At 51.3% G+C, this 20,262-nt stretch carries 24 protein-coding genes, 2 tRNA genes and 1 pseudogene; 16 read left to right on the forward strand and 11 right to left on the reverse strand.

Annotated features, from left to right (window positions below):
- Window position 1: 1 nt before the first annotated feature.
- Together JQM68_RS12230 and JQM68_RS12235 are read left to right on the forward strand one after the other, a co-directional pair.
- Window positions 2-78: transfer RNA gene (locus JQM68_RS12230), tRNA-Asp, on the forward strand.
- 7 nt (window positions 79-85) lie between these two features.
- Window positions 86-161: transfer RNA gene (locus tag JQM68_RS12235), tRNA-Thr, on the forward strand.
- A 160-nt stretch (window positions 162-321) separates the two neighbouring features.
- Here the strand turns inward: JQM68_RS12235 and JQM68_RS12240 are convergent.
- From JQM68_RS12240 to JQM68_RS12280, 9 genes are all read right to left on the reverse strand, one after another.
- On the reverse strand, window positions 322-1,758 hold the full coding sequence (locus tag JQM68_RS12240; protein ID WP_235223286.1) for a tyrosine-type recombinase/integrase: 1,437 nt from the start codon (window positions 1,756-1,758) through the stop codon (window positions 322-324).
- A complete protein-coding gene (locus JQM68_RS12245) occupies window positions 1,716-2,924 on the reverse strand; it encodes a tyrosine-type recombinase/integrase (protein WP_235223287.1) in 1,209 nt (402 codons plus the stop codon). The genes JQM68_RS12240 and JQM68_RS12245 overlap by 43 nt, the downstream gene beginning before the upstream one ends.
- Window positions 2,925-2,987: 63 nt before the next feature.
- Complete coding sequence (locus JQM68_RS12250) at window positions 2,988-3,305, reverse strand: DUF6809 family protein (RefSeq protein ID WP_235223288.1); 318 nt, start codon at window positions 3,303-3,305, stop codon at window positions 2,988-2,990.
- A gap of 157 nt (window positions 3,306-3,462) precedes the next feature.
- The gene (locus JQM68_RS12255) at window positions 3,463-4,155 is read right to left on the reverse strand and encodes a CAP domain-containing protein (RefSeq protein ID WP_235223289.1); all 693 of its coding nucleotides are present in this window, start codon (window positions 4,153-4,155) and stop codon (window positions 3,463-3,465) included.
- Window positions 4,156-4,260: 105 nt separating this feature from the next.
- Entirely contained in the window at window positions 4,261-6,225 is a 1,965-nt protein-coding gene (gene mobP3, locus JQM68_RS12260; RefSeq protein ID WP_235223290.1) for a MobP3 family relaxase, read from the reverse strand.
- Window positions 6,213-6,632, reverse strand: a complete 420-nt coding sequence (locus tag JQM68_RS12265) for a hypothetical protein (RefSeq protein WP_235223291.1) — start codon at window positions 6,630-6,632, stop codon at window positions 6,213-6,215. Before JQM68_RS12265 ends, mobP3 begins: the two co-directional genes overlap by 13 nt.
- A 328-nt stretch (window positions 6,633-6,960) precedes the next feature.
- Window positions 6,961-7,308: a hypothetical protein gene (locus JQM68_RS12270; protein WP_235223292.1), complete on the reverse strand. Its 348-nt coding sequence runs from the start codon at window positions 7,306-7,308 to the stop codon at window positions 6,961-6,963.
- A complete protein-coding gene (locus JQM68_RS12275) occupies window positions 7,286-7,738 on the reverse strand; it encodes a helix-turn-helix domain-containing protein (RefSeq protein ID WP_235223293.1) in 453 nt (150 codons plus the stop codon). Before JQM68_RS12275 ends, JQM68_RS12270 begins: the two co-directional genes overlap by 23 nt.
- Window positions 7,735-7,944: a helix-turn-helix domain-containing protein gene (locus tag JQM68_RS12280; RefSeq protein WP_235223294.1), complete on the reverse strand. Its 210-nt coding sequence runs from the start codon at window positions 7,942-7,944 to the stop codon at window positions 7,735-7,737. Before JQM68_RS12280 ends, JQM68_RS12275 begins: the two co-directional genes overlap by 4 nt.
- A gap of 526 nt (window positions 7,945-8,470) precedes the next feature.
- Here JQM68_RS12280 and JQM68_RS12285 point away from each other — a divergent pair.
- The 14 genes from JQM68_RS12285 (at window position 8,471) to JQM68_RS12345 (ending at window position 19,219) form a co-directional block, all read left to right on the forward strand.
- The gene (locus JQM68_RS12285; protein ID WP_235223295.1) at window positions 8,471-9,439 is read left to right on the forward strand and encodes a DUF6076 domain-containing protein; all 969 of its coding nucleotides are present in this window, start codon (window positions 8,471-8,473) and stop codon (window positions 9,437-9,439) included.
- Window positions 9,440-9,679: 240 nt separating this feature from the next.
- Entirely contained in the window at window positions 9,680-11,473 is a 1,794-nt protein-coding gene (locus tag JQM68_RS12290) for an IS1634 family transposase (protein ID WP_235223296.1), read from the forward strand.
- 40 nt (window positions 11,474-11,513) lie between these two features.
- The gene (locus tag JQM68_RS12295) at window positions 11,514-13,703 is read left to right on the forward strand and encodes a hypothetical protein (protein ID WP_235223297.1); all 2,190 of its coding nucleotides are present in this window, start codon (window positions 11,514-11,516) and stop codon (window positions 13,701-13,703) included.
- A gap of 365 nt (window positions 13,704-14,068) precedes the next feature.
- A complete protein-coding gene (locus tag JQM68_RS12300) occupies window positions 14,069-14,464 on the forward strand; it encodes a hypothetical protein (protein ID WP_235223298.1) in 396 nt (131 codons plus the stop codon).
- Between the two features lie 105 nt (window positions 14,465-14,569).
- On the forward strand, window positions 14,570-14,704 hold the full coding sequence (locus JQM68_RS12305) for an RHS repeat domain-containing protein (RefSeq protein WP_235223299.1): 135 nt from the start codon (window positions 14,570-14,572) through the stop codon (window positions 14,702-14,704).
- A gap of 22 nt (window positions 14,705-14,726) precedes the next feature.
- On the forward strand, window positions 14,727-14,876 hold the full coding sequence (locus JQM68_RS12310; protein WP_235223300.1) for a hypothetical protein: 150 nt from the start codon (window positions 14,727-14,729) through the stop codon (window positions 14,874-14,876).
- 169 nt (window positions 14,877-15,045) lie between these two features.
- Window positions 15,046-15,267 carry a hypothetical protein gene (locus tag JQM68_RS12315; RefSeq protein ID WP_235223301.1) on the forward strand — a complete coding sequence of 74 codons (222 nt, stop codon included), beginning with the start codon at window positions 15,046-15,048 and terminating at the stop codon, window positions 15,265-15,267.
- A 112-nt stretch (window positions 15,268-15,379) separates the two neighbouring features.
- Entirely contained in the window at window positions 15,380-15,739 is a 360-nt protein-coding gene (locus JQM68_RS12320; protein ID WP_235223302.1) for a hypothetical protein, read from the forward strand.
- 241 nt (window positions 15,740-15,980) lie between these two features.
- Window positions 15,981-17,201, forward strand: coding sequence for an IS256 family transposase (locus tag JQM68_RS12325; RefSeq protein WP_235223303.1), 1,221 nt, complete (start codon window positions 15,981-15,983; stop codon window positions 17,199-17,201).
- 453 nt (window positions 17,202-17,654) lie between these two features.
- Window positions 17,655-17,981, forward strand: coding sequence for an IS66 family insertion sequence element accessory protein TnpA (gene tnpA / locus JQM68_RS12330; RefSeq protein ID WP_235223304.1), 327 nt, complete (start codon window positions 17,655-17,657; stop codon window positions 17,979-17,981).
- Window positions 17,975-18,340, forward strand: a complete 366-nt coding sequence (tnpB, locus tag JQM68_RS13980) for an IS66 family insertion sequence element accessory protein TnpB (protein WP_412758476.1) — start codon at window positions 17,975-17,977, stop codon at window positions 18,338-18,340. The genes tnpA and tnpB overlap by 7 nt, the downstream gene beginning before the upstream one ends.
- A complete protein-coding gene (locus JQM68_RS12335; protein WP_235223305.1) occupies window positions 18,316-18,474 on the forward strand; it encodes a hypothetical protein in 159 nt (52 codons plus the stop codon). The genes tnpB and JQM68_RS12335 overlap by 25 nt, the downstream gene beginning before the upstream one ends.
- A 288-nt stretch (window positions 18,475-18,762) precedes the next feature.
- Window positions 18,763-18,987, forward strand: coding sequence for a hypothetical protein (locus JQM68_RS12340; protein ID WP_235223306.1), 225 nt, complete (start codon window positions 18,763-18,765; stop codon window positions 18,985-18,987).
- A 19-nt stretch (window positions 18,988-19,006) separates the two neighbouring features.
- Complete coding sequence (locus JQM68_RS12345; RefSeq protein ID WP_235223307.1) at window positions 19,007-19,219, forward strand: hypothetical protein; 213 nt, start codon at window positions 19,007-19,009, stop codon at window positions 19,217-19,219.
- Window positions 19,220-19,595: 376 nt separating this feature from the next.
- Here JQM68_RS12345 and JQM68_RS12350 read toward each other — a convergent pair whose 3' ends face one another.
- Both JQM68_RS12350 and JQM68_RS12355 read right to left on the reverse strand, forming a co-directional pair.
- Window positions 19,596-19,877 (reverse strand): hypothetical protein, encoded by a 282-nt coding sequence (locus tag JQM68_RS12350; protein WP_235223308.1) that lies wholly within the window; start codon window positions 19,875-19,877, stop codon window positions 19,596-19,598.
- Window positions 19,874-20,185 (reverse strand): annotated as a pseudogene (locus JQM68_RS12355) (site-specific integrase); the annotation flags it as partial. The gene JQM68_RS12350 and the pseudogene JQM68_RS12355, both read right to left, overlap by 4 nt.
- Window positions 20,186-20,262: the final 77 nt, after the last annotated feature.

The raw sequence follows: 20,262 nt of genomic DNA on the forward strand, positions 1-20,262 counted from the left end.
TGGCCCGGTAGTTCAGTTGGTTAGAACGCTAGCCTGTCACGCTAGAGGTCGACGGTTCGAGCCCGTTCCGGGTCGCCATTTTAATGCTGCTGTAGCTCAGTAGGTAGAGCGCATCCTTGGTAAGGATGAGGTCGGCGGTTCGAATCCGCCCAGCAGCTCCAGAAGACAGCTTATTTCTTCGGAAATAGGTTGTTTTTCTTTGCTTTTCGCAACTTTTTGAGGCGATTAAAAATTGCGGATTATTTTTGACCACAGCGCTGCCCACAGACAGGAAAAAACCTGCCTCCGGAATTGTTTGTTCCGGAGGCAGGGATTCTTTTGTCAGCCTGCCCTTTTGCTGAGGCTCAGCCGCTCCTTTTCAGCGGCAATTTCCGCTTTCACTTCTTGTATCATTTCTGCCAGTAACCGCTCACACTCCTCTTCGCTGTGGGCGTAGACGTTGCGTGGATGTTTTTTGCCGTCTGGCCAGATAGGGGAGTAGCGGCCCTCCCAGAGTTTGTCGTTGACCTGTGAGACACAGCCTGTGCCTGGCTTGCGCCGCTGGCCCTTGTATGGCTGGAAGGTGGATGGGGCTGGCTTTCTGGGTGCGGCATCATTGTCGGCTCTCTGTGGCGTTGCTTTGCCGATTCCACGGTCGATCTTCACAGCCGCCGTACGCCGCATCTCGTCTGTCACATGGGCGTAGATGTTCAGCGTGGTGGAGGTGGAGACATGGCCGATAATGGTGGAGAGAGTCTTGGTGTCCATCCCATGTTCCAGAGCGGTGGTTGCGAAGGTGTGTCTGAGGTCATGGAAACGAACCTTTTTGCATCCAGCCCGTTCCAACACAGTCTGGAGCCGCTTGCGGACGGAAGCTGGGTCCAGAGGAGAATCCTCCATAACAGGGGATGGGAACATCCAGCGGGAGGTCACGGTTTGACGGTATTCCTTCAGAACTTTCAAGACAGGGGATGGAAGAATGACTGTCCGGTTGGAACTGTTGGTTTTGGGCTGCGAGACGACAAGTGTTCCTTTGACCCGATGGACCTGCCGTTCCACCCGGAGCGCCCCTGTGTTGAAGTTCAGGTCATCCCATTGCAGAGCCAGAATTTCTCCCCGCCGCAGTCCTGTGGAGAGCTCCAGCAGGAGAAGCTCGTAACAGCCGTCCTCTTTGGCTTGGATCAAGAGACGCTGCATTTCCTCCGGGGTGAGTACCTGCATCTCTCTGGGCTTGGCGGAGGGAAGCCTGCAACCGTCCGCGGGGTTTCGGATGATGAGCTTTTCTTCCACAGCCTTTGCCAGTGTGGAACGCAGGGTGGTGTGGCAGCCCCGTACTGTCTGGTCGGATAGCCCTTCGCCGTAGCGGTCTGCGTCCTTCCGCCTACCGCTTTGCTTGAGGTTTGTATAGAACTGCTGCAGGTCATTCTGCCTCAGTTTGTCCAGCGGGATGCTGCCCAGCGCCGGGATGATGTGGCCGTAGATCCGCTGTTCATAGGACATCTGGGTGTTGGGACGAAGCGTGGGCTTTTTGTGAGTTTGATACCAGAAGTCCAGCCATTCGCGGACAGTCATCCGGGGCTTGGCCTGACTGGGAGTGGGCGCGGCCAGCGTTTGCTGTAGCACCTTCAATTTTTCAATACATTCTGACTTGGTCTTGGCCAGAACATTTTTAGTTTTAGGAAGGCCTTTTTCGTCGTAGCCGATGAGGCACCGGCCCTCCCAGCGGCCATCATTTCTCAGGTGGATGCTTCCGGTGCCCCGTTTTCTGCGTTTTGCCATGGTTTCAACTCCTCTCCGAAGAAATCTGTCATGAATCCGCCCACGATATCTGCCGCTCTCTGCTGCATATCTCCGGTGACATGGGTGTAGGTATCCAGCGTAAAGGACGCCTTCGTGTGGCCCAGAATTCCGGACAGGGTCTTGGCATCGACGCCGCTGGACAGGGCATGGGTGGCGAAGGTATGACGCAAGTCATGGAACCGAATGTTGGGCAGGCCAGCGGAGTCCAGCAAGGCCTTCAGGTGACCGTATGCGGAGCGGGGATTGGTGGGGGATTCGGGCTTCAGCGGATTTGGGAAGATCCATTCCGAATAAGAATGTTTTTTCCGTTCCGACAGAAGCTGGGCGGTGCTTGCCGGCAAGAGGATGTTTCGGGTTCCCCGCCCGGTTTTGGTGGCACCGGCCACCAGCCTGCCGCCTTTTTCCATGTGGATGGTCCGCTTTACTGCCAGTGTTCCGGTTGCTTCATCGAAGTCCGCCCACATGAGCCCGCAGAGCTCACCCCGCCGCAGACCGGTGGTCAGCTCTGTGTAGAAGAAATCGTGCCAGACGGCGTCCTTTTTGATCTCCTCCATAAACCTCTCCAGTTGATCATCATTCAGGATCTGCATGGACTTGGGATTTGCTTTTGGAACTGGGACGTTCTCGGTGGGATTTTTGGCAATAATGTGAGATTCCTCCGCCGCTTTCATGGCACCGTGGAACATGGTGTGGATGCTGTGGACCATACTGTCGGATAGCTGGTGGCCGTATTGAGGGTGCTCGTTGACACGCCCCCTTGCTTTCAGAACTTCGTACATCTTCTGTACATCCGCCGGGGTGACTTTAGAAATCTGCTTGTCTCCGAGGTATGGCTTGATGTAGAGGTCCGCATACCTGCGGTATCCGTTCAGTGTGCTGGGCCGGATTGTGCCGGCCATGATCGTATCGAGCCAGTAGTCCAGCCATTCGCTCAGGGTGAGCTTGCTGTCCTCGGTCAGGTCTACGCCCTGGTAGGCGGTAATCTCCTGGCGGAGCTTTGCGGTCAGCTCTTTTTGTGTGGGCGCGTAGATGTAGCGGAAGATGCTGTCGCCGTTTTCCTTATGGCCGATCACGATGCGGCCCTCCCAACGGCCATCTTCCTTTTTGCGTACCATGCCGTCGCCGGATGGCCTGCGTTTGCTCATTTAAATCGCCTCCTTTGTGGGAACTTCTCTTTGTCTACAGCATCTCAATTTTTGGTGGTATCGTTAGTTGTTTTCTTCCTGTGAGTACCTTTGACAGGCCTGCCGCTCATCTTCAGCCTCGAAGCTGTATGGCGGCTGGTCTGCCAGCAGCTCTTGCTGGATGCCCTGGGCCAGACGGAAGCCGGATATGAAGCTGTTTAAACAGGCCTCATCCCGCAGTTCATCTTCCATGTCTGCTATCCGAAGGAGCAGTTTTCTCTCTGGCTTATCCAGCAGGCGAGTGAGCTGGTTGTGAGTTTTCTTGATTTTCCTATCCAGATATTCCGCCCTCCTGGATGGGGTCTCGAACCTGTGGTAGAGGGCTTTCATGTAGTCATGCATTATGTGCCACCTCCTATCAGCGACACACAATACCGCAACCACAGCTGAATAGCCACCCCAAAATGACCACAATTTTCAGAAAATTATCAAGTTCAGAGTGAACTGCAATGGGCCGCATCCGATTTTGGATGCGGCCCATTTGGAACCATCACCATACTCATGCGTAGGGATTATTTGCAGTTGGGTTCCCTACGAACATGTAGCAGAAGGCTCTGCCGTTGTTGATGGTGACACCGACCCCAACGGCATCGCAATTCGGGTCGATCATCGTTGCCAGGTGGCCGGGGGAGTGCTCCCAGTTCGCCACAGCCTTTTGCGGAATCTTTTCAGGCTCCGTGACGGTGAACACCGTCAGGTTGGAACCGAAGCCGTGGGGATACCCGGATGCTGCCACAGTCTCACATTCCGTTCGGTTATTATGCTTGGTGTACAGGTAGGCGGAGCATTCCTGTGCCGCATCCATGAGAGACTGATCCACCGCCAGTTCTGGAACGCCGTGCTTCTTCCGTACCTTGTTGATGCACCGGATCATCTCCTCACGAATCTCCATCTCTGTCGGCTGGGAGCTGATTTTCTGTGCCGGGGCAACTCCGGTATACGGTGCATCCGTGTCGATCTGTACGCCGTCCTCCCAATACACATTGAAGCCTACTTGCTGACCGATATCTCTGAGCCGCACATAATTGTGCCCCGCAATGTTATAGGCCGTCATGGAGACCTGCCGGCCATCCACATAGATCTTCTGCCAAGTGGGTTCCGCTACGATTCCCGCGGCGGCTTCGCTCACCAGGGCTGCACCGATAGCCATTCCGGTCACCATGGCTGTGATTGCTTTCTTATCATGCTTCATGCTGATGCTCCTTTCCGTTTTGTAACACAAAGCAATATCACAACCAGAGGGCAAAAGCTATATGATTATGTGAAAGAGGTTTGTGATAAAATATAGGCGTAACCTCTATCTCATGGTCATATTCCAGCCACCGTACTGCTGCTCCTCATGATCGTCCTCCTTGTGGCCGTGGGCGAGGCGTTTCTCCCGCAGTTGTTCACGGAGTTTGCGGTCGGCATGGATGAGCCCCGTGCCGCTCTGCGGCAGGGAGTTCTCCTGAAAGATATTCGCAATATGGTGGAGCAGTCTTGTCACTGCGAGAAATACTTCCGGCGCTGTCGAAGCGCTTTGCCTTTCCAGAAGGCACTGTGCGTAACTGTGCCCCTGCTCTGCCGCCTGGGTCAGCCATTGGATGCCCTCTTCTTTGTCACGCTCGACGACCTTTCCCTGGAGCAGCAGCTTTCCCAGCAGATACTGTGCATGGGGATTCCCAGCCTGGGCGGAGGTGTAGATGTGATCCATGGCCTTGCGGGTGTTCCTTCTTACCGAGTCTCCCTTCAGATATTCCTTTCCCAGACGGTAGGCCGCATAGTGGTTTCCGTTGTAGGCGGCATGCTCCAACCACTGGATGCCAAGCTCGGAATCGTGGACACTGGCATCATCAGAGAGCAGCAGTTTTCCAAGGGCATACTGGGCGGGGGCGTAGCCATTGATGGATGCCTTGTGGAACCAGCCCATAGCTACTTCGCTGTCTGGTATCACAAGACTGCCATCCATGTACAGCTTTCCCATGAAGTATTGCGCATGGACGTTTCCGCTCTCTGCAAGTTCCCGCATACTTTCCACGGCGTCATCCCGTTCTGCCAGCGGTGAGTATTCATCTTGAACGTCCATGCGAAGCGTCCAGAAGTCCCAGGACATATTTTCATCTTCAGCCACCTCGTCGCTCTGGCGTAGGTCCAGGGTCTCATCTTCAAAAGTTATTTCTCCCAGCCGAATGGTCTCCGCTTCCTGGATGACCGCATTCTTGATTTGGCGAAACTCCTTCTGCCGGGACAGCGGCGGACGGTGCCGTTCCTTCTCAGAATAGAAATCCTCCACCTGGCTTTGCAGCTCCCACCACTTTTCATAGCACTCGGCCACAGTCGGGAGCTGTTCCATCTGGTCCACGATCTCATCCACCAGCGCCTTCTGCTTCTTCGGAAAGTAGCCGTAGGATTTCTTCCCCTTTACTGTTTCCAGCTGAAGGGCCAGCTCCTGCATGAGCCGCTCCGCCTCCGGGTGGTCGCAGATCCTGGTTCGCATCTGCTGGACCAGCTCCCGCATGGCCTGCCGCGATTCCCGTACCAGATGGTCACGGGAGACGGTTTTCTGCTCATAGAGGTGAAGCATCTCTTGCTGGAAGATATCGTTGGTGAGCTTGGATTTGATTTGCCGGATGCCGTCTTGAGACAGGTATGCCTGACCGGGTTTTGCAGACCAAGCCATCATGTGCACATGGGGATGGTTGCCTTCATCATGGAAGGCAGCATACCAGCGAAAGTCCTGAGGCGGGATGCTCATAGCGGCGGCGATGTCGTTGCGGTGGGCGCGGAGAAGATTCCTCCACGCCCTGGCATTGTCATAGCCCAGCCGCTCGGCATCCTCCCGTTTCAGGGAGATGATGTGCGTCCACACATTTCCCGTGTAGTTCTCCAGCTCTGCCATGGCCTTGTCCAGCTCCACACCATCCGTGTCACCGAAGAGACCATGGGAGCCCAGCCGCTCCGCTCTCGGCCGCGTCGCAATGTACTTCATGTAGCCATCCGATTTTTGAACGTCACTCCAGTTTTCCTCCAACGCCTGTGAGATAAACGCTGAGGCATTGGCCTTGGTGGGGCATTCTTGGTAGTCACCGTACTCATCCAGATTCATTGCGTCAGGAAAATCCTTCACCAGTTTTACGATAAGCTGCTCCTGTTTTCGAGTGGGAGGGCGGTCATCCTGAATCAACTCGACCCGCTCACGGGTGGCGATGTACCTCATGTAACCGCCTGCCGAACTGTCGCCTCCGCACTTGATGTACGGACTTTTGACGATCAGCCTTGCCATCCGTCATCATCCTTCACGGATTCCCGCACCCGTTTTTCAAACGAGATGCGGCCATTGGTCTGCTTCACATTCCGGACGCTCTCCGCCCGGCGCCGCCGCAGGTCCTCCTCACTGAACTGAAAGCTGTCCGCAATGATCTCGGAGAGCATATCCAACTCCACCGCCTGCTTGTAGGCCAGCGACGCCATTTTGTTTTCCAATTGACCCACCCGACCGTCCAGATAGGACTGGATGGAGGTCGGAAGGAACAGCCCAGCGTCGTTGGCACTGAGATAGTCCAGGTAGAAATCGATGGCCCGCTCAATGAATCCGGTGATGCTGCGGCTGCCGTCCTCCTGATATCGTCGCTCCAAGCGAGCCTTTTTCTCAGGAGTGAGATAGAGGGCAAATTTTTCTTTCTTGCTCAAAATGAGCTCCTTTCCGGGGCATGACCCCCATTTTTCCTTTGTGGTAGTAGGCTTTCGGGGATGACGACCGTAAAAGTGATAGCAGTCTTCTGTTTTTGACCCCACTTTGGAACTCCCCGAAAACCCCCGTAACTGCCCGCACTGCGGGCAGAAGTGACTGAACAGGGCGTCACGCTTGACGCCTGTTCTTTATCCCGCTTCGACTTTCGTCCTCCGAAGAGCCGTAAAGAGCTCCCGAAAACCGCCTCAAAAACCCTTGCAGGGGCTGGGACTCCACCCAGCCCCGAAGAAGCGCACACAGCGGCTTACAAGGGCATACACGGGGCATTCAGCCTGCTGCCCGCATGACATCCGGCGGAGAGGGTACCTGGAAGAAGTCTTCCAGTCCGGATACCTGATGCGTTTGCAGCATTTCCCGGTACAGGAGCAGGCGGAACACTGCGGAGCGATATTTGGCATAGATAGTTGCCTTTCCATCTTTTGCGAAAGCTCGCTGTTCGTCAGTGAGACCGCCGCACTGTTCATCGCAGAGGAAAAGCATCACTGCCGATTCATCCATGGGCGTGTCGTGGTTCTCGTTCCAACGGTTGAGAATGTAGTGCTTGGCGTCCAGTGTGCGCCGGACTGACAGCGCAGGCTCCTGTGAAATAATTTCATCCATGATTGATGCCCACATCATTCCGCACCTCCTTCTGCGCATTCTGTTCCTTGCGCCTTGCCGCTCGCTGCCGCTCTTGAGCCTGCTCTGCGGCGTTGAGCTGCCGCTCGTAAAACTGTTCAATGGAGAACTGGATAGGGAGGATCGTATAGCGGAGGCTTCCGTTGCGCTTGCGCCCATCTACTGTGGTGATGGAGGTCGGTTCCGTTTGGATGAGCCTCCGCTCCTCCAACTCTGACACATACTTTCGAACTGTGTTCTTGCTCATCCCCACCGCACTGCCAATGGTGCTGTAGCTGGGATAGCACTGGTAGGTGGTACGGTCCTCAATGCGGAGCAGGTATCCATAGACCGCAATAGCTCCGGAGGACAGACCCAGTTGATAGATCTCATTGGGCAAAGGGAAATAGTTTTTGATAGGATCACGCTTCGCCAAGTTCTTCTTCATTTGGCACCTCCCATCTGCTCCTCTACCCATTTCTGGAACTGCTCCTTAGGAACCACGATGCGGCTGCCGACATGAACTGCCGGGAACTCCTTGTCGTGCATCAGCTCATAGGCGCTGGCGAGGGAGACGCCCAACACCTTTGAGATGAGCTCTGCGTTGAGGAACAGCGGCAGGTCATCATAACTGTGATAGGTCGATACTTTCATAATCATTACCTCCGAGAAAATCAGAATTCAGAGAAAAGTTTTTCTTGCGTTTCGGAGGTCTCTCTGTTAGACTGTTCGCAGATGGAGTCTGCGTTTTTCGAAACGCGGCGTGCCGCTGAACTGTTGCAGCAGTTCAGCGGTGTTCTTTTTGTAGGAACGGTGTACTTTTGTCCCCCTCCTTTCCACTGGTTCTCTGCCATGCACCATACCTGTTCCTGCCCTGCGGCCTTGTTTGACCTACACAGCGTTTGCATCAGCCTTGGTACGCTCGGCTACTTTGCGGCAGCGTCTTCGCGTTACTTCCCCGTTGAGTATCCTCTCTGGTGATGGGTATTCAGTTTTCAAGGTGCTCCGACCAGAGCGATAGGCTATCTTTTCCATTGACAACCCATTGATCCAGTGTTAGACTAATCGTAACTTATTTTTGACAGTCTATTGGAGGGCTTGTATCGTAACACATCGCGCATATTCTGTCAAGACTTATTTTATTAAATTTTTACAATTGTCCAATTTGAGGTGAGCCGCTATGTGGTATGCCAAGATGTATTTCTCCGAGGGTAAAGAGATTTTTCAATATGATGCCGCCGGTACACAGGGCGTTCCTTCCGTCCAGAAGGAGCTTCCTTTTCTGGAGAGCCTTCTTTCATTTCAGGAGCTGGACTGCTCAGAACTGACACCGATGCTCCAATACATTACCGATAACTGGAGCAAACTTGTCGCAGAAGGGGACATGGAAGCTCGTACAAACGCTATGATGAAGCTTGGAGCCCTAGCTTCCGTACACATCTACTTTCAGCTTCTCTATGTACACTGCTATGACCGTCAGGTAACCATGTCTATCAAGAATGATCGCGGTAATTTAGAGGACCAGCAGATGCTGGATGAGTTGCGACGTTTGCCAGAACTGCTTCCGCTATATCAGAAACAGATCCAGCGCTTTTTTGATTTGGTGCTGGATGTAGATACGGCAGGTCGTGAACCCCAGTTGCAGGCTTCGAAGAATTACACCTACGATAACCCTAACGATTCCGGCCTGTTCAAATTCCACCCGATTCCTCTCAGCTTTGAACCCGTGGAATATCAGAAATGTTCTCCGGTCTTGTACTCTGCCAGCATCTCAGACATGATCGACTACTCTTTGCGTAGCTGTGTGGAGCGTGGTATCACTGTCCGGCGCTGCAAAAACTGTGGGCGCTATTTTCCGCAGACAGGCCGCGTCAGCGCGGAGTATTGTGAGCGCCCTGTCCCGAAAGGGCAACAGCGTTGCCGCGAGATCGGCGCACTAAAGCAGTGGACAAAAAAGCAGTCCGACGATCCTGTATTCAAGGCTTATCGCAAGGAATACAAGAAGCGTTTCGCATGGATCAAGGCAGGGCGCATCACCGACGAGGAGTTCTACGCTTGGAGCGAAAAAGCCAGAGAAGAAAAAAAGAAATGCGACCGTGGCATCATTACGCTTGAGGAATTTAAGCAGTGGCTGGCGGAGTCGAAATAAAAAAGCAATGGAGCTGACTAATGCGGTCAGCTCCATTTTTATGTAAGGTTCAGAGATAATTCTCTGGCCCCTTTTTCTTTGGTTATAGCGGCATAAGTTTCTGAGTTTTGCAATTAATTTTACTAAGAATACTTTCGATCGGTTAAATCGCTTGCAATTGTAAGGCTTTGAGGAAAAGTAATGCTTGAATCCACTCCCATAATATAGTATAATTATACTATATTATGGGAGGCTGATAGTATGTCGCGAAGAACTGACCCCAATAGTCAGTATAAAGTTGCAATACACGCCATCAACGGATACCGTTATGCCAGCACCCAACCTTTTCAGGTAGATCCTGAGACAGGAAAAAAGGTCTATCGTCGTGTTCATTGGGGAACTGTTGATGGCAGCAATAAATTTATACCCGGAAAGAACTACCTGACCGCAGCGCCTGAGGACCGAGGAAAGCTTATTTTTCCAGACTCTTGGGATTTGAGCGAGATTAAGAAGCTGTCTGGCAATCGTGAAAAGGGCCGACCAGCAATTGAGTCTCAAGATGAGAATCGGCTCTATGGTGATATCTGGTTGCTGGAGCAGATTGCAGAAGTCACCGGGATTCGTAAAGATCTGATGAAGACGTTCCATAATAATGAGGAAACTGTGAATGCTATCATGACGATGGCCATGTTCCTGTTTACCGGAAAGGGTACATACAATCAGCTTGCTGCATGGCAGCGAATAACAAAAGCTCCTTGTGATAGAGAACTGACATCTCCCTACATCACCAAGTTCACACAATCCATTACAGAAACCGACCGGATGAATCTGCTGAAGCTCCGAGCGGCCAGGCTTGGAAATGAAGAACTTTGCGCAGTTGACTCCACCAGTCGATCTGCTTGGGGAGACTCTCTGCCGGATATCCGCTATGGGAAAAATAAGGACAGGCTACCTCTTCCTCAGACTACAGAAGTTGTTGTTTATACGTTGGATCAGCATATGCCTGTGTATTACCGGACGCTTCCCGACAACACACCCGATTCCAGAAGTTTGGAAACAATCCTTCAGGATCTCAAGAATGCAGGTTTCAAGAATCTCGTTCTGATTACAGACCGCGGCTATGAATCGATTCGAAACTTGGAAATGTATATTGACAAGAAGCAACGAATGATCATGGGTACAAAGACCGGCCAGGCTCATGTGCGTAAACAGATTGATTCTTTCGGCACATTCAGTCACCATCCGGAGTCAATGGAGATTGATCCACAAGAGCGAATTTACTTCAAACAGTTCAATCTGGAATATCAAATTGAAGGCAAAAGGGACAATGTAAAGCAGGCTGACAAACTGCGGCTTAACCTGTATTTTGACCCTGTGCGCCGCAGTCAGGATCTAATCGATCTTGACATTGCTATTCACGCTCAGGGGGCAGCCTTAGCAGATATCCAAGCAAGGAAGCTGCCACTGGATGATGATGCTATGATATGCCGTGTCTACCGCTTTTACAAACTTGATTACGATGCGGAGACCAGGATACTGAATTCCTATGTGCTGGATGACAAAAAGGTTGAGAAAGCAAGAAAAGAAGCCGGCTTCTTTGCAAACACAACACATGGCCTTGACATTGATGCTATGACTGCTCAGCGGCACTATTCGCTCCGTGATGAGCAGGAGAAATACTTTTCTATGATGAAGGGTATTCTCGGTGCAGACAGGCAGCGAAACTCTTCTGAACTTGGCAAGGAAGGCCGCCTTTTTGTGCTGTTCGTCGCGCAGATCATGGGTTGTTACCTGGCCAATGTTCGGAAAGAAAAACTGGCCGACAAATACCATTCCATTCAGGACGTCCTAAACGAAATGCGGCCAATTCGCTTCATAGAGCATCCCGGAACCAAGCCCTTCATCACTCCCTTCATTGGAAAACAAATTGAAATCTGTGATGCATTTGGCTTCGATATTCCTGATGGTTGCTCCCCCGAATATGCAGTCCGCAGGACAAATAAAGGGAAGCCAGGGCGCCCGCGTAAGAACAGGCTGGTCGTCAAAGATTCTTAGTATAAAAAATTGCAAAACTCAGAACACCAAGCGCGGTGAAGTGGCCACCAAGACGGACGCCGAGGGTTACGTCACCTCCTACGAGTATAACGGCAACGGCAACTGCGTCAAAATGACCACCGTGGACGGCGACACCCTCTATGAGTACGATCCTCTGGACCGTCTCATCAAGACCACCACACCGGACGGTGAGAGTACATCCATGACCTATGACGGGGTGGGCAACATCACCAGCTCCACCGACGCCAACGGGAATACCACCCAGTACATCTACGACGGCGTGGGCAATGTGGTGGAGACCATCGACGCGCTGGGCACCTCTGCCTTCTTTGAGTACGACGAGATGGGCCGCCTGACCGCCACCAAGCTCCACCGGGTGGATACCCAGGACAACGTGGACGAGTGGGAGATCACCCTGTACGAGTTCGACGGCCGGGGCCTCGTCACCAAGCAGGTGGACGCCCTGGGCAATGTCACCACCTACGCCTACGACGGCAACGGCAACCTGGTCTCCAAAACCGATCCCGACGGCTACACCACGGAATACACTTACAACGCCCTTGATTTGGTCACGGCAATCAATTACAATGATGCCAAGGAAGTTTCTTACAGATACAACAAGACCGGAGACCTGGTATCCATGACCGACTGGCTGGGCACCACCACCTTCGAGCTGGATCTGCTGCATCAGCTGACCGCCGCCACCGACCACAAGGGCAACCGGGTGGAGTACACCTACGACGGCGTGGGCAACCAGACGGAAATCCTGTATCCCGACGGCACCAAGGCCACCTATGAATACGATCTGGTCCACAACCAGACCAAGGTGACGGAGACCGACGGCAGCGAGACCACCTACGCCTACGACGGCATGGCCCGCGTCACGGAGATGCGCTATCCCAACGGCTGGGTGGAGTATTACACCTACGACAAGATGGGCCGCCTGCTGGCGGTGGACGACACCCATCCCAGCGAAAAGCCCGCCAAGACCCAGAAGCATACTTATAAGTATGACGCCAACGGCAACATGACCTATGAGTACATGCGGGGCAACGGCACTGGCCAGGCGAAGAACGAGACCCTCTATACCTACGACGCGCTGAACCGCCTCGTCACCGCCCACGACAACTACGGTAATTCCACCCGCACCTATACCTACGATAGCCTGGGCAACCTGACCTACGAGACGGGCATCGGCAGCCACAACTGCGACTACATCTACAACAACCTCAACCAGCAGGTGGACCGCTCCTCCGACAACTGGAAGTCCCACACCGCCAGCACCTACGACAACCGGGGCAACCTGATCCTGGAGCAGTACGGCAAGAACAAGAAGCTGGAGACTGCCGGCGAGTACACCTACGACGAGACCAACAAGATGGTCCGGGGCGTCAACGGCAACGCCGAGGAGAGCATCTACACCTACAACGGCCTGGGCGCTCTCATGGAAAACACCTGGATCATCGCCAATAACGGCTACGGGTATCACGATGCCAGCGGCGAGGAGGACACCACGTCCCCCACCGATCCCACGCCCGATGTCCCCGACCCCGGCGAGACCACTGACCCGGATACGCCTGATCCCGGTGAAACTACCGATCCCGATACGCCCGATCCCGATACTCCTGATCCGGGTGAGACCACCGATCCCGATACCCCTGACGACGGGGACGATACCGATCCCGACATCAACAACGAGGTGAACGGCAATAACAATGGGAACAACGGCAACCACAATGGGAATGGCAACGGAAACGGCAACAACGGAAACGGCAACAACGGAAACGGCAATGGTAAAGGCAACGGCAAGGGCAGCAACAGTGCCGATTCTACCGAGACCGCTGCCGCCGACGCCGGCACCCTGACTGCTTCCCTGGTAGCCTACGGAAATGCGGGCAACGGAAATAACGGCAACAACGGGAACGGCAACGGCAACCAGGACAAGCCCACCGGCAGCGATGTGAAAAAGACCAGCACGGTGGTCAAGCAGTTCGTGGTGGACTTCAGCTCCGAGACCTACAAGCCCTTGATGGAGCATGAGGTGAACGGCCTGGATTACCGCTATGTGTACAGCGACAAGGCTCGTCTGTCTGTCGTGGTCCAGGGCATTGAGAACGGCTCCGCGTCCCTGCTGGATAGCCGCGGCGAGTTGCACGCCTATTACCACTGCGATTATCTTGGCACCACGGATTACTTGACCTCCGCTGTCAACAGCAAGGTCATCTCCTGAACCAGTTACAGCGAGTGATTGTTGATTCTATCCTTGACCGCAGCTAGTATGACCTGCGTGAGTATGTTATCGATCCCATGCAGTTGGTGCAGTATCTATATGCTAAGGATGATGCTGTTAATTGGATTGATTCATTTGGCCTTGCTACGTTTGCTGAATACAACAACATATTGGGAAAAATAAGAAAAGTATTTAATTCCAATGACTTTCTAGACGATGTTTATGAAGTAGTTAAAGCCTCTAACTCTGAGTGCAATATGATGTCCATGTATTTACAAAGATCTATGTTGCACGTGAGATAACAAACAAAGAAAGGAGGTTATTTTAGTAGTTCCCAGAAAAATAAAGGAGGTATTATAAGGCATATGATGAAATCAAGAAGGATTCTATATTTTAGTTTTCTGTTGGCATTACTTCCGGTTTTCCTTGAATGGTTTAGAGTGGGAAGTCCAGGAATACGCCCTCCATGCAGAGGGATTTACCTGGTAAGGGGTGAGTTCTATTTTGCAATAGCCCTCTATTATGTGATGTTATTTCTAAAAAAGAACTGGGGGATCATAGTTGCCCATCTTTTAGTGGTGGTTTCCTATATTATTGCTATGAGTCAATTCACGGTTCGCATGAATTTAATGGGCAAGCCGAATCTGAAATATACAATGCAAAGACTCAGACCCACCTGCTGGATAGCCATTCTTGCTGTTATTATGCACCTCATCTTAACAATTCTATTATTAAGGCGAGAAAACAAGCATAAAAAATAATACACAGAGCGGTGCCCAAACGGCACCACTCTGCTTTGACACCATGGACTGGGTCATGATTATCACCGACGCCCAGAGCGGCGTCACCACCTACGCCTACGACGCATGGCCCGCGTCACGGAGATGCGCTATCCCAACGGCTGGGTGGAGTATTACACCTACGACAAACTTGGCCGCCTGCTGGCGGTAGACGACACCCATCCCAGCGAGAAACCCGCCAAAAACCAGAAGCGTACTTAATAAGTATGACGCCAACGGCAACATGACCTATGAGTACATGCGAGGCAACGGCACGGGCCAGGCAAAGAATGAAACCCTCTATACCTATGACGCGCTGAACCGCCTCATCACTGCCCACGACAACTACGGCAATTCCACCTGCACCTATACCTACGACAGCCTGGGCAACTGACCTACGAGACGGGCATCGGCAGCCACAACTGCGACTACATCTACAATAATCTCAACCAGCAAATATACTCTATCCAAATCCACAGTATACAAGAGCTGATGACAAAGAAAGAGCACATTTTTCCCAAACGCGAAATTATCAATTCATTTGCTATTAGGAGGTATAACTAATGAAGAAAAGAATTTTGGGTCTCATTTTGGCGGTAATTGCGTGTCTTACTTTATGTATTCCTGCTATAGCTGCAGAAATTGAAAGCGATGATTATGGCACTATTCCCATGGTAGATGTAGATAGTTCTACAGAAAATAACAGTATGGATGAACTTAATGATGCTGGAGAGAGTTACCCCAATATTGAGCAACTAAATGAAATCTATGTCCCTAAATCTTAATAAAAAATGCTCTAAACGCTTCCGAAAAACTCTTTATATATGCGTTGGAGTTGTAATCTTCTTAATGCTATATTTGGTGATGCATGTTGAATATTTTGAGGACGAGGATCGTTTGGGACTAGTAAAGGGAGTAAAATTATCACCTTTTTATGAACATATAGAAGTGTATTCGTATGGTGATTCTAAATTTCCTTTCACTATAGATGTTATTAAATTGACAAAGACGCCCTTTGCAACCATAACATACTGCCAAAATGATGAAAACGAATCTATTGTAAAATATGATCCATTTGCAGAAAGATTTTTTGTCAAAATATACAATATAAATGATGGGAATCTGATTTCATCAGAAGAAGTGGATGGTGTTCTTTTTAGAAGTTCAAATTATTATACACCGCTGTTGCATAGCGGCAACATAACGTCCAATATTCGATTGTATACGGATTTTGGAAATTATGATATCTATGGTTAGAATGACGCTTGTACTTTTTCATGTGGCTATCATGTAATGTCTGTATTGTGATGTATATAATCTGAGTAATCACTATTTAGATAATCCCATTGATGCTGTTTATAAACCACTAAAGTAGAGTTGATGAAAACACATATCGAGACCGCCGAAAATTCTGTGTAATCGACGTTCCTCGACAGTATGAAAATCTTCGACTGAGTCAAGAATGAGATCAAACATTCAAGACGAGGAGACGAAGATTATGCAGCCAGTACCACAGGATTTATTGAAGGAATACGTTCAGAGCCAGCACTTCACCAGCACGACGGAGATCATGGAGGCCATGAAGGAAATGTTCAGGGACGTCATCCAAACCGTCATGGAAGTGGAGATGGACGAGGAGCTTGGTCGCGAGCGTTGCGAGCGCTCAGACAAGCCGGAGGGAGCCCCCAGAAACTACCGCAACGGCTACACGAAGAAGACCGTCAAGACCCAGCTGGGCGAGGTGGACATCAAGGTGCCCCGGGACCGGAACGGCTCCTTCGAGCCCAAGATCATCGGCAAGTATGACCGGAATGCAGACGGGATGGAGGATAAGATTCTGGCGCTGTACGCCTGCGGCATGAGCCAGCGGGATATCGCTGAGCAGATCAAGGAACTGTACGGCGTGGAGATCTCTCCGGAGCTGGTAACGAAGATCAGCGAAAAGATCATGCCGGAGGTCACAGCCTGGCAGAATCGTCCTCTGGAGCCGGCGTATCCTTTCGTGTTCATGGATGCCATTCACTACAAAGTGCGGGAGGATCGGCGGTATGTGACGAAGGCTGCCTATGTGGTCCTGGGCGTCACCATGGATGGCAGGAAGGACATCCTGGGCGTCTGGATCGGAGAGCATGAAAACAGCAAATTCTGGCTGAATGTGTTGAATGACCTCAAAAGCAGGGGCGTTTTGGATGTATATCTGTTCTGCACGGACGGCCTGTGTGGGATGATGCAGGCGATCGAGGCCGTCTTCCCAAAAAGCCGGTTGCAGCGTTGCATCGTGCACCAGGTGCGCAGTTCCACCAGATATGTCAGCTACAAGGACATCAAAAAGGTCGTTGCGGATTTAAAGAAGATCTACAGTGCCGTTACGCTGGAGGAAGCCGAGAAAAACCTGCAGACCTTTGCGGAGACCTGGCGCAAGCAGTACCCCTCCTGCGTGAAAAGCTGGGAGGAAAACTGGCCGGTTTTAAGCACGTTCTTTGAATACCCCGTGGAGATTCGGAAAATCATATACACGACGAACATCATCGAGGGCCTAAACCGCCAGTTCCGGCAGATCACGAAGAACAAGCCCTCCTTCACGAACGACGACTCCCTACGCCGGATGCTGTATCTGGCCTCACAGCGCATCGTGAAGCACTGGCACGCCAGATACCAGAACTGGGATCTGGTGCTCAGCCAGCTGGAGATCATGTTCGCCGACCGAGCCGTTGGCTGACTCCCTTGTCCTAGTATGCCACGGCGGCCAGACCGGCATTCACGCCGTGCCGGCGCGCATACCGCTCTGGCCGCCATGGCGTTCGGTAGTCAAGGGATTCAGGCCAGAATCCGCCCTGCTTTCCAGCGCCATTCTTGACTTTGTCGAAAAACGCTTACACAAAATTTTACGCCCGGCCCACATATCGTTTTATGCCACACGGATTTCTTTACGTCTCTAGATTAAATGGCCCCTGCTGACTCCTAATGTTGCAAACTTCCCGTTTTAGGGGATGTGGTACAGCCTTCACCCATGCAGTCCTTCGAACTTTCAAGTGTGGTACCAAATCCCTGTTTCACAGTAAGTGCTCAATAACCACCCGCATTTCCAAGGTCAAGTAAGTATGAGAAAATGATACGTAGTCAACAAAAACTGCGTGTAAGTTTTCGAATGCAAAGGGAGTGCGTGTAAGAAATGGAAGATGTGTTAGCAATCCGGGATGAGTATCGGCTGCAGGAATGGAGCCAGATCATCCAGGCGGGGCAAAACAGTGGGCTGAGTAAGCGAGAGTTCTGTAGACAAAATGGGATATCTGAACGGCAATATTACTACTGGCTGAAAAAATTGCGGGAAACGGTTGTGGAAACGGCCTCGCCACATTTTGTGCGCCTTGAAGATCCTGTCAACAAAAGAGAACATATGCTTCGGATCCAGATTGGGCAGGCAGATTTGAGACTGCCGGCAAACACGGACGCGGAAGCGGTGGCAGCCATTCTTCGGGCCTTACAGCAACTATGTTAGATCTAAGTCGAGTACGGAACTATTATGTTGCGTGTGGGTATACGGACCTGCGCCGCGGAATAGAGGGCTTAGCTGCAATCGTGACCCAACAATTTGGCCAGGAGCTGAGTGAAGAAAGCCTGTTCCTGTTTTGCGGAAGACGCACAGACCGCATCAAGGCGTTATACTTTTCCGGCGATGGATATATCCTGTTGTATAAGCGACTGAACAACGGCTCATTTCAATGGCCCAGAAGTGAAGCGCAGCTGCGGTTATTGGATCCACAGACCTTTCGATGGCTGATGGAGGGGTTGAAAATAGACCAGCCAAAAGCCATTCGGAGGGCTCCGAAGCTTTGCATGATTCCGAAAATGAACTAAAAGATGTTAGATTGAAAATAATGATGGAAGATAATCCTGAAAGAAAAGCATGGTTTATCGCCGCACAGGAACGACTTCTCCGCGAAGAAGATCTGGAGGATAAACTCAAGCGTTTCATATCCCAAAATACTTGAATACTAGACAGCTGATCGGCCAACTTGCCTAAGCCAAGCAGGAGGACTTCAATGCAATATAACTACAATAAATAACGAATCCGCGATGCTATGAAACGAAAACTCCCGGTAATTCATGATGACACCCAATATGACCAAATTGCCGAATATGGAATCCGGTATGGTGCTGGGTATGCATTGGTAATCCTGAAAAAGGGCAGCGACTGGTTTTCGCAGGTGCAGATGATATAACTTTCGCAGAATCCGAAGACCCTATCCAGCTTGCAGCTGAAATAGAAAGGAGCGCAAATGAATCTAACCCCTGAACACATCGGTATGCTGAAAGGCGCTACAGCCACGGCACTTCTATTCATCGCAGGTATTGCAATCGGTTTGTTTTTCTTGCACCGAAAACACGAAGAAGAAATGGACAAGCTAGAGAAAGACACAGCCATAACTTGTCTTGATTTTGCGACGGAGCATTACGAAGACGTAATTCGTCGACGCGAAAAGGAAGCAAAACAGACGTTATAGAAAGATCAGAGGAGCTTGGATGATTAGCTTAAATATCAACGAACGGTTATTCGAAGCGATGAGGATGCGACAACCGGTGATTCATAAAGGCATCCAATATGAGCGTATCCTTGATTACATATTTTGGTATGACAGCAATGGGATTCTCCGGCAATCCGTAGTGCTGTTGCAAAATCGGAGTTCGGTTCGTGCATTGGTAGATGATGTGAAATTGGTTGAAGCAGGGATCTGATATATTAGAGACTTTATCGCCGACAGTTATTGCCGATCTTTTCGACGATAACTGTCGTTGATATTCTTTGGTTATAGCGGCGTAAAGATTGATTAACGAAGTGCGGTGACTATCGTCTGGGCGCTCATTTCTGTAGGGAACTTTTGGGGCGAAAAAGCGTAAAAAGTTCCCCAAGGACTATTCGCAGAAAGAGAGTGCTAATTCCCTGCGGCAGAGGTGAACTGTAAACAAGAAAAGGCTTTCCCTGTAGCCGAGCGTTTTCGGCAGGAAAGCCTTTTGACCACACAAACAGCCACAGACCTGCGTGGAATATGCGGAAACGACAGACTTAAAAAGTGCTGGAAAGCAAATGAAACGGAACAAAAACGAACACAAACTAACGGAAAAAATCATAAAAAGTTTCAAATTCCGGTTGGTAAGGATGAGGCCGGCGGTTCGAATCCGCCCAGCAGCTCCAGAAAATCCCCGAAATCATGCGATTTCGGGGATTTTTCTTACTTTTTCGACCGAAACGGTGTGGGTCAAAATGTGGGTCAACTGCCTGACCCACACCGTGACCCACACGTAGAAATGTGCGGAAAGGTTTAGAAAGCACAGGGCAGGAAGTTCCGCCTTCCTGCCCTGTATTTTTTGCTCTTTTTTGCTCTTTTGTGCTCACATGACCTGCTCCATGAAGTTGCCTATGGTTTCCGCTGCTTCGTCCTGCTTCTGTCTGGTGGCGTGGGTGTAGGTGCGAAGGGTGAATCCGGCGTCGTAGTGGCCCAACATACTGGATACCGTCTTGATATCCACGCCGTTTTGCAGTGCCAGGGTTGCAAAGGTATGGCGGAGGTCGTGAAATCTGATGTGTCCCAGCCCGGCATCCTTTAGAATCTTCTTGTGAAGGTTGACCACGGAATCCGGGTAGTACATTTCGCCAGTGATAGGGGAGGGGAACATATAGGGATTTCCTGGGTGCTTTTCGTGAGTATTCCGCCCGAGATTGAGCACCTCGACCGGGCAAATTGAGCACCGTCACCGGCGGAATTGAGCACGGTCGCCGC

Origin of the sequence: Oscillibacter valericigenes (assembly GCF_021531435.1) — a bacterium.
Lineage (GTDB): Bacteria > Bacillota > Clostridia > Oscillospirales > Oscillospiraceae > Oscillibacter > Oscillibacter valericigenes_B.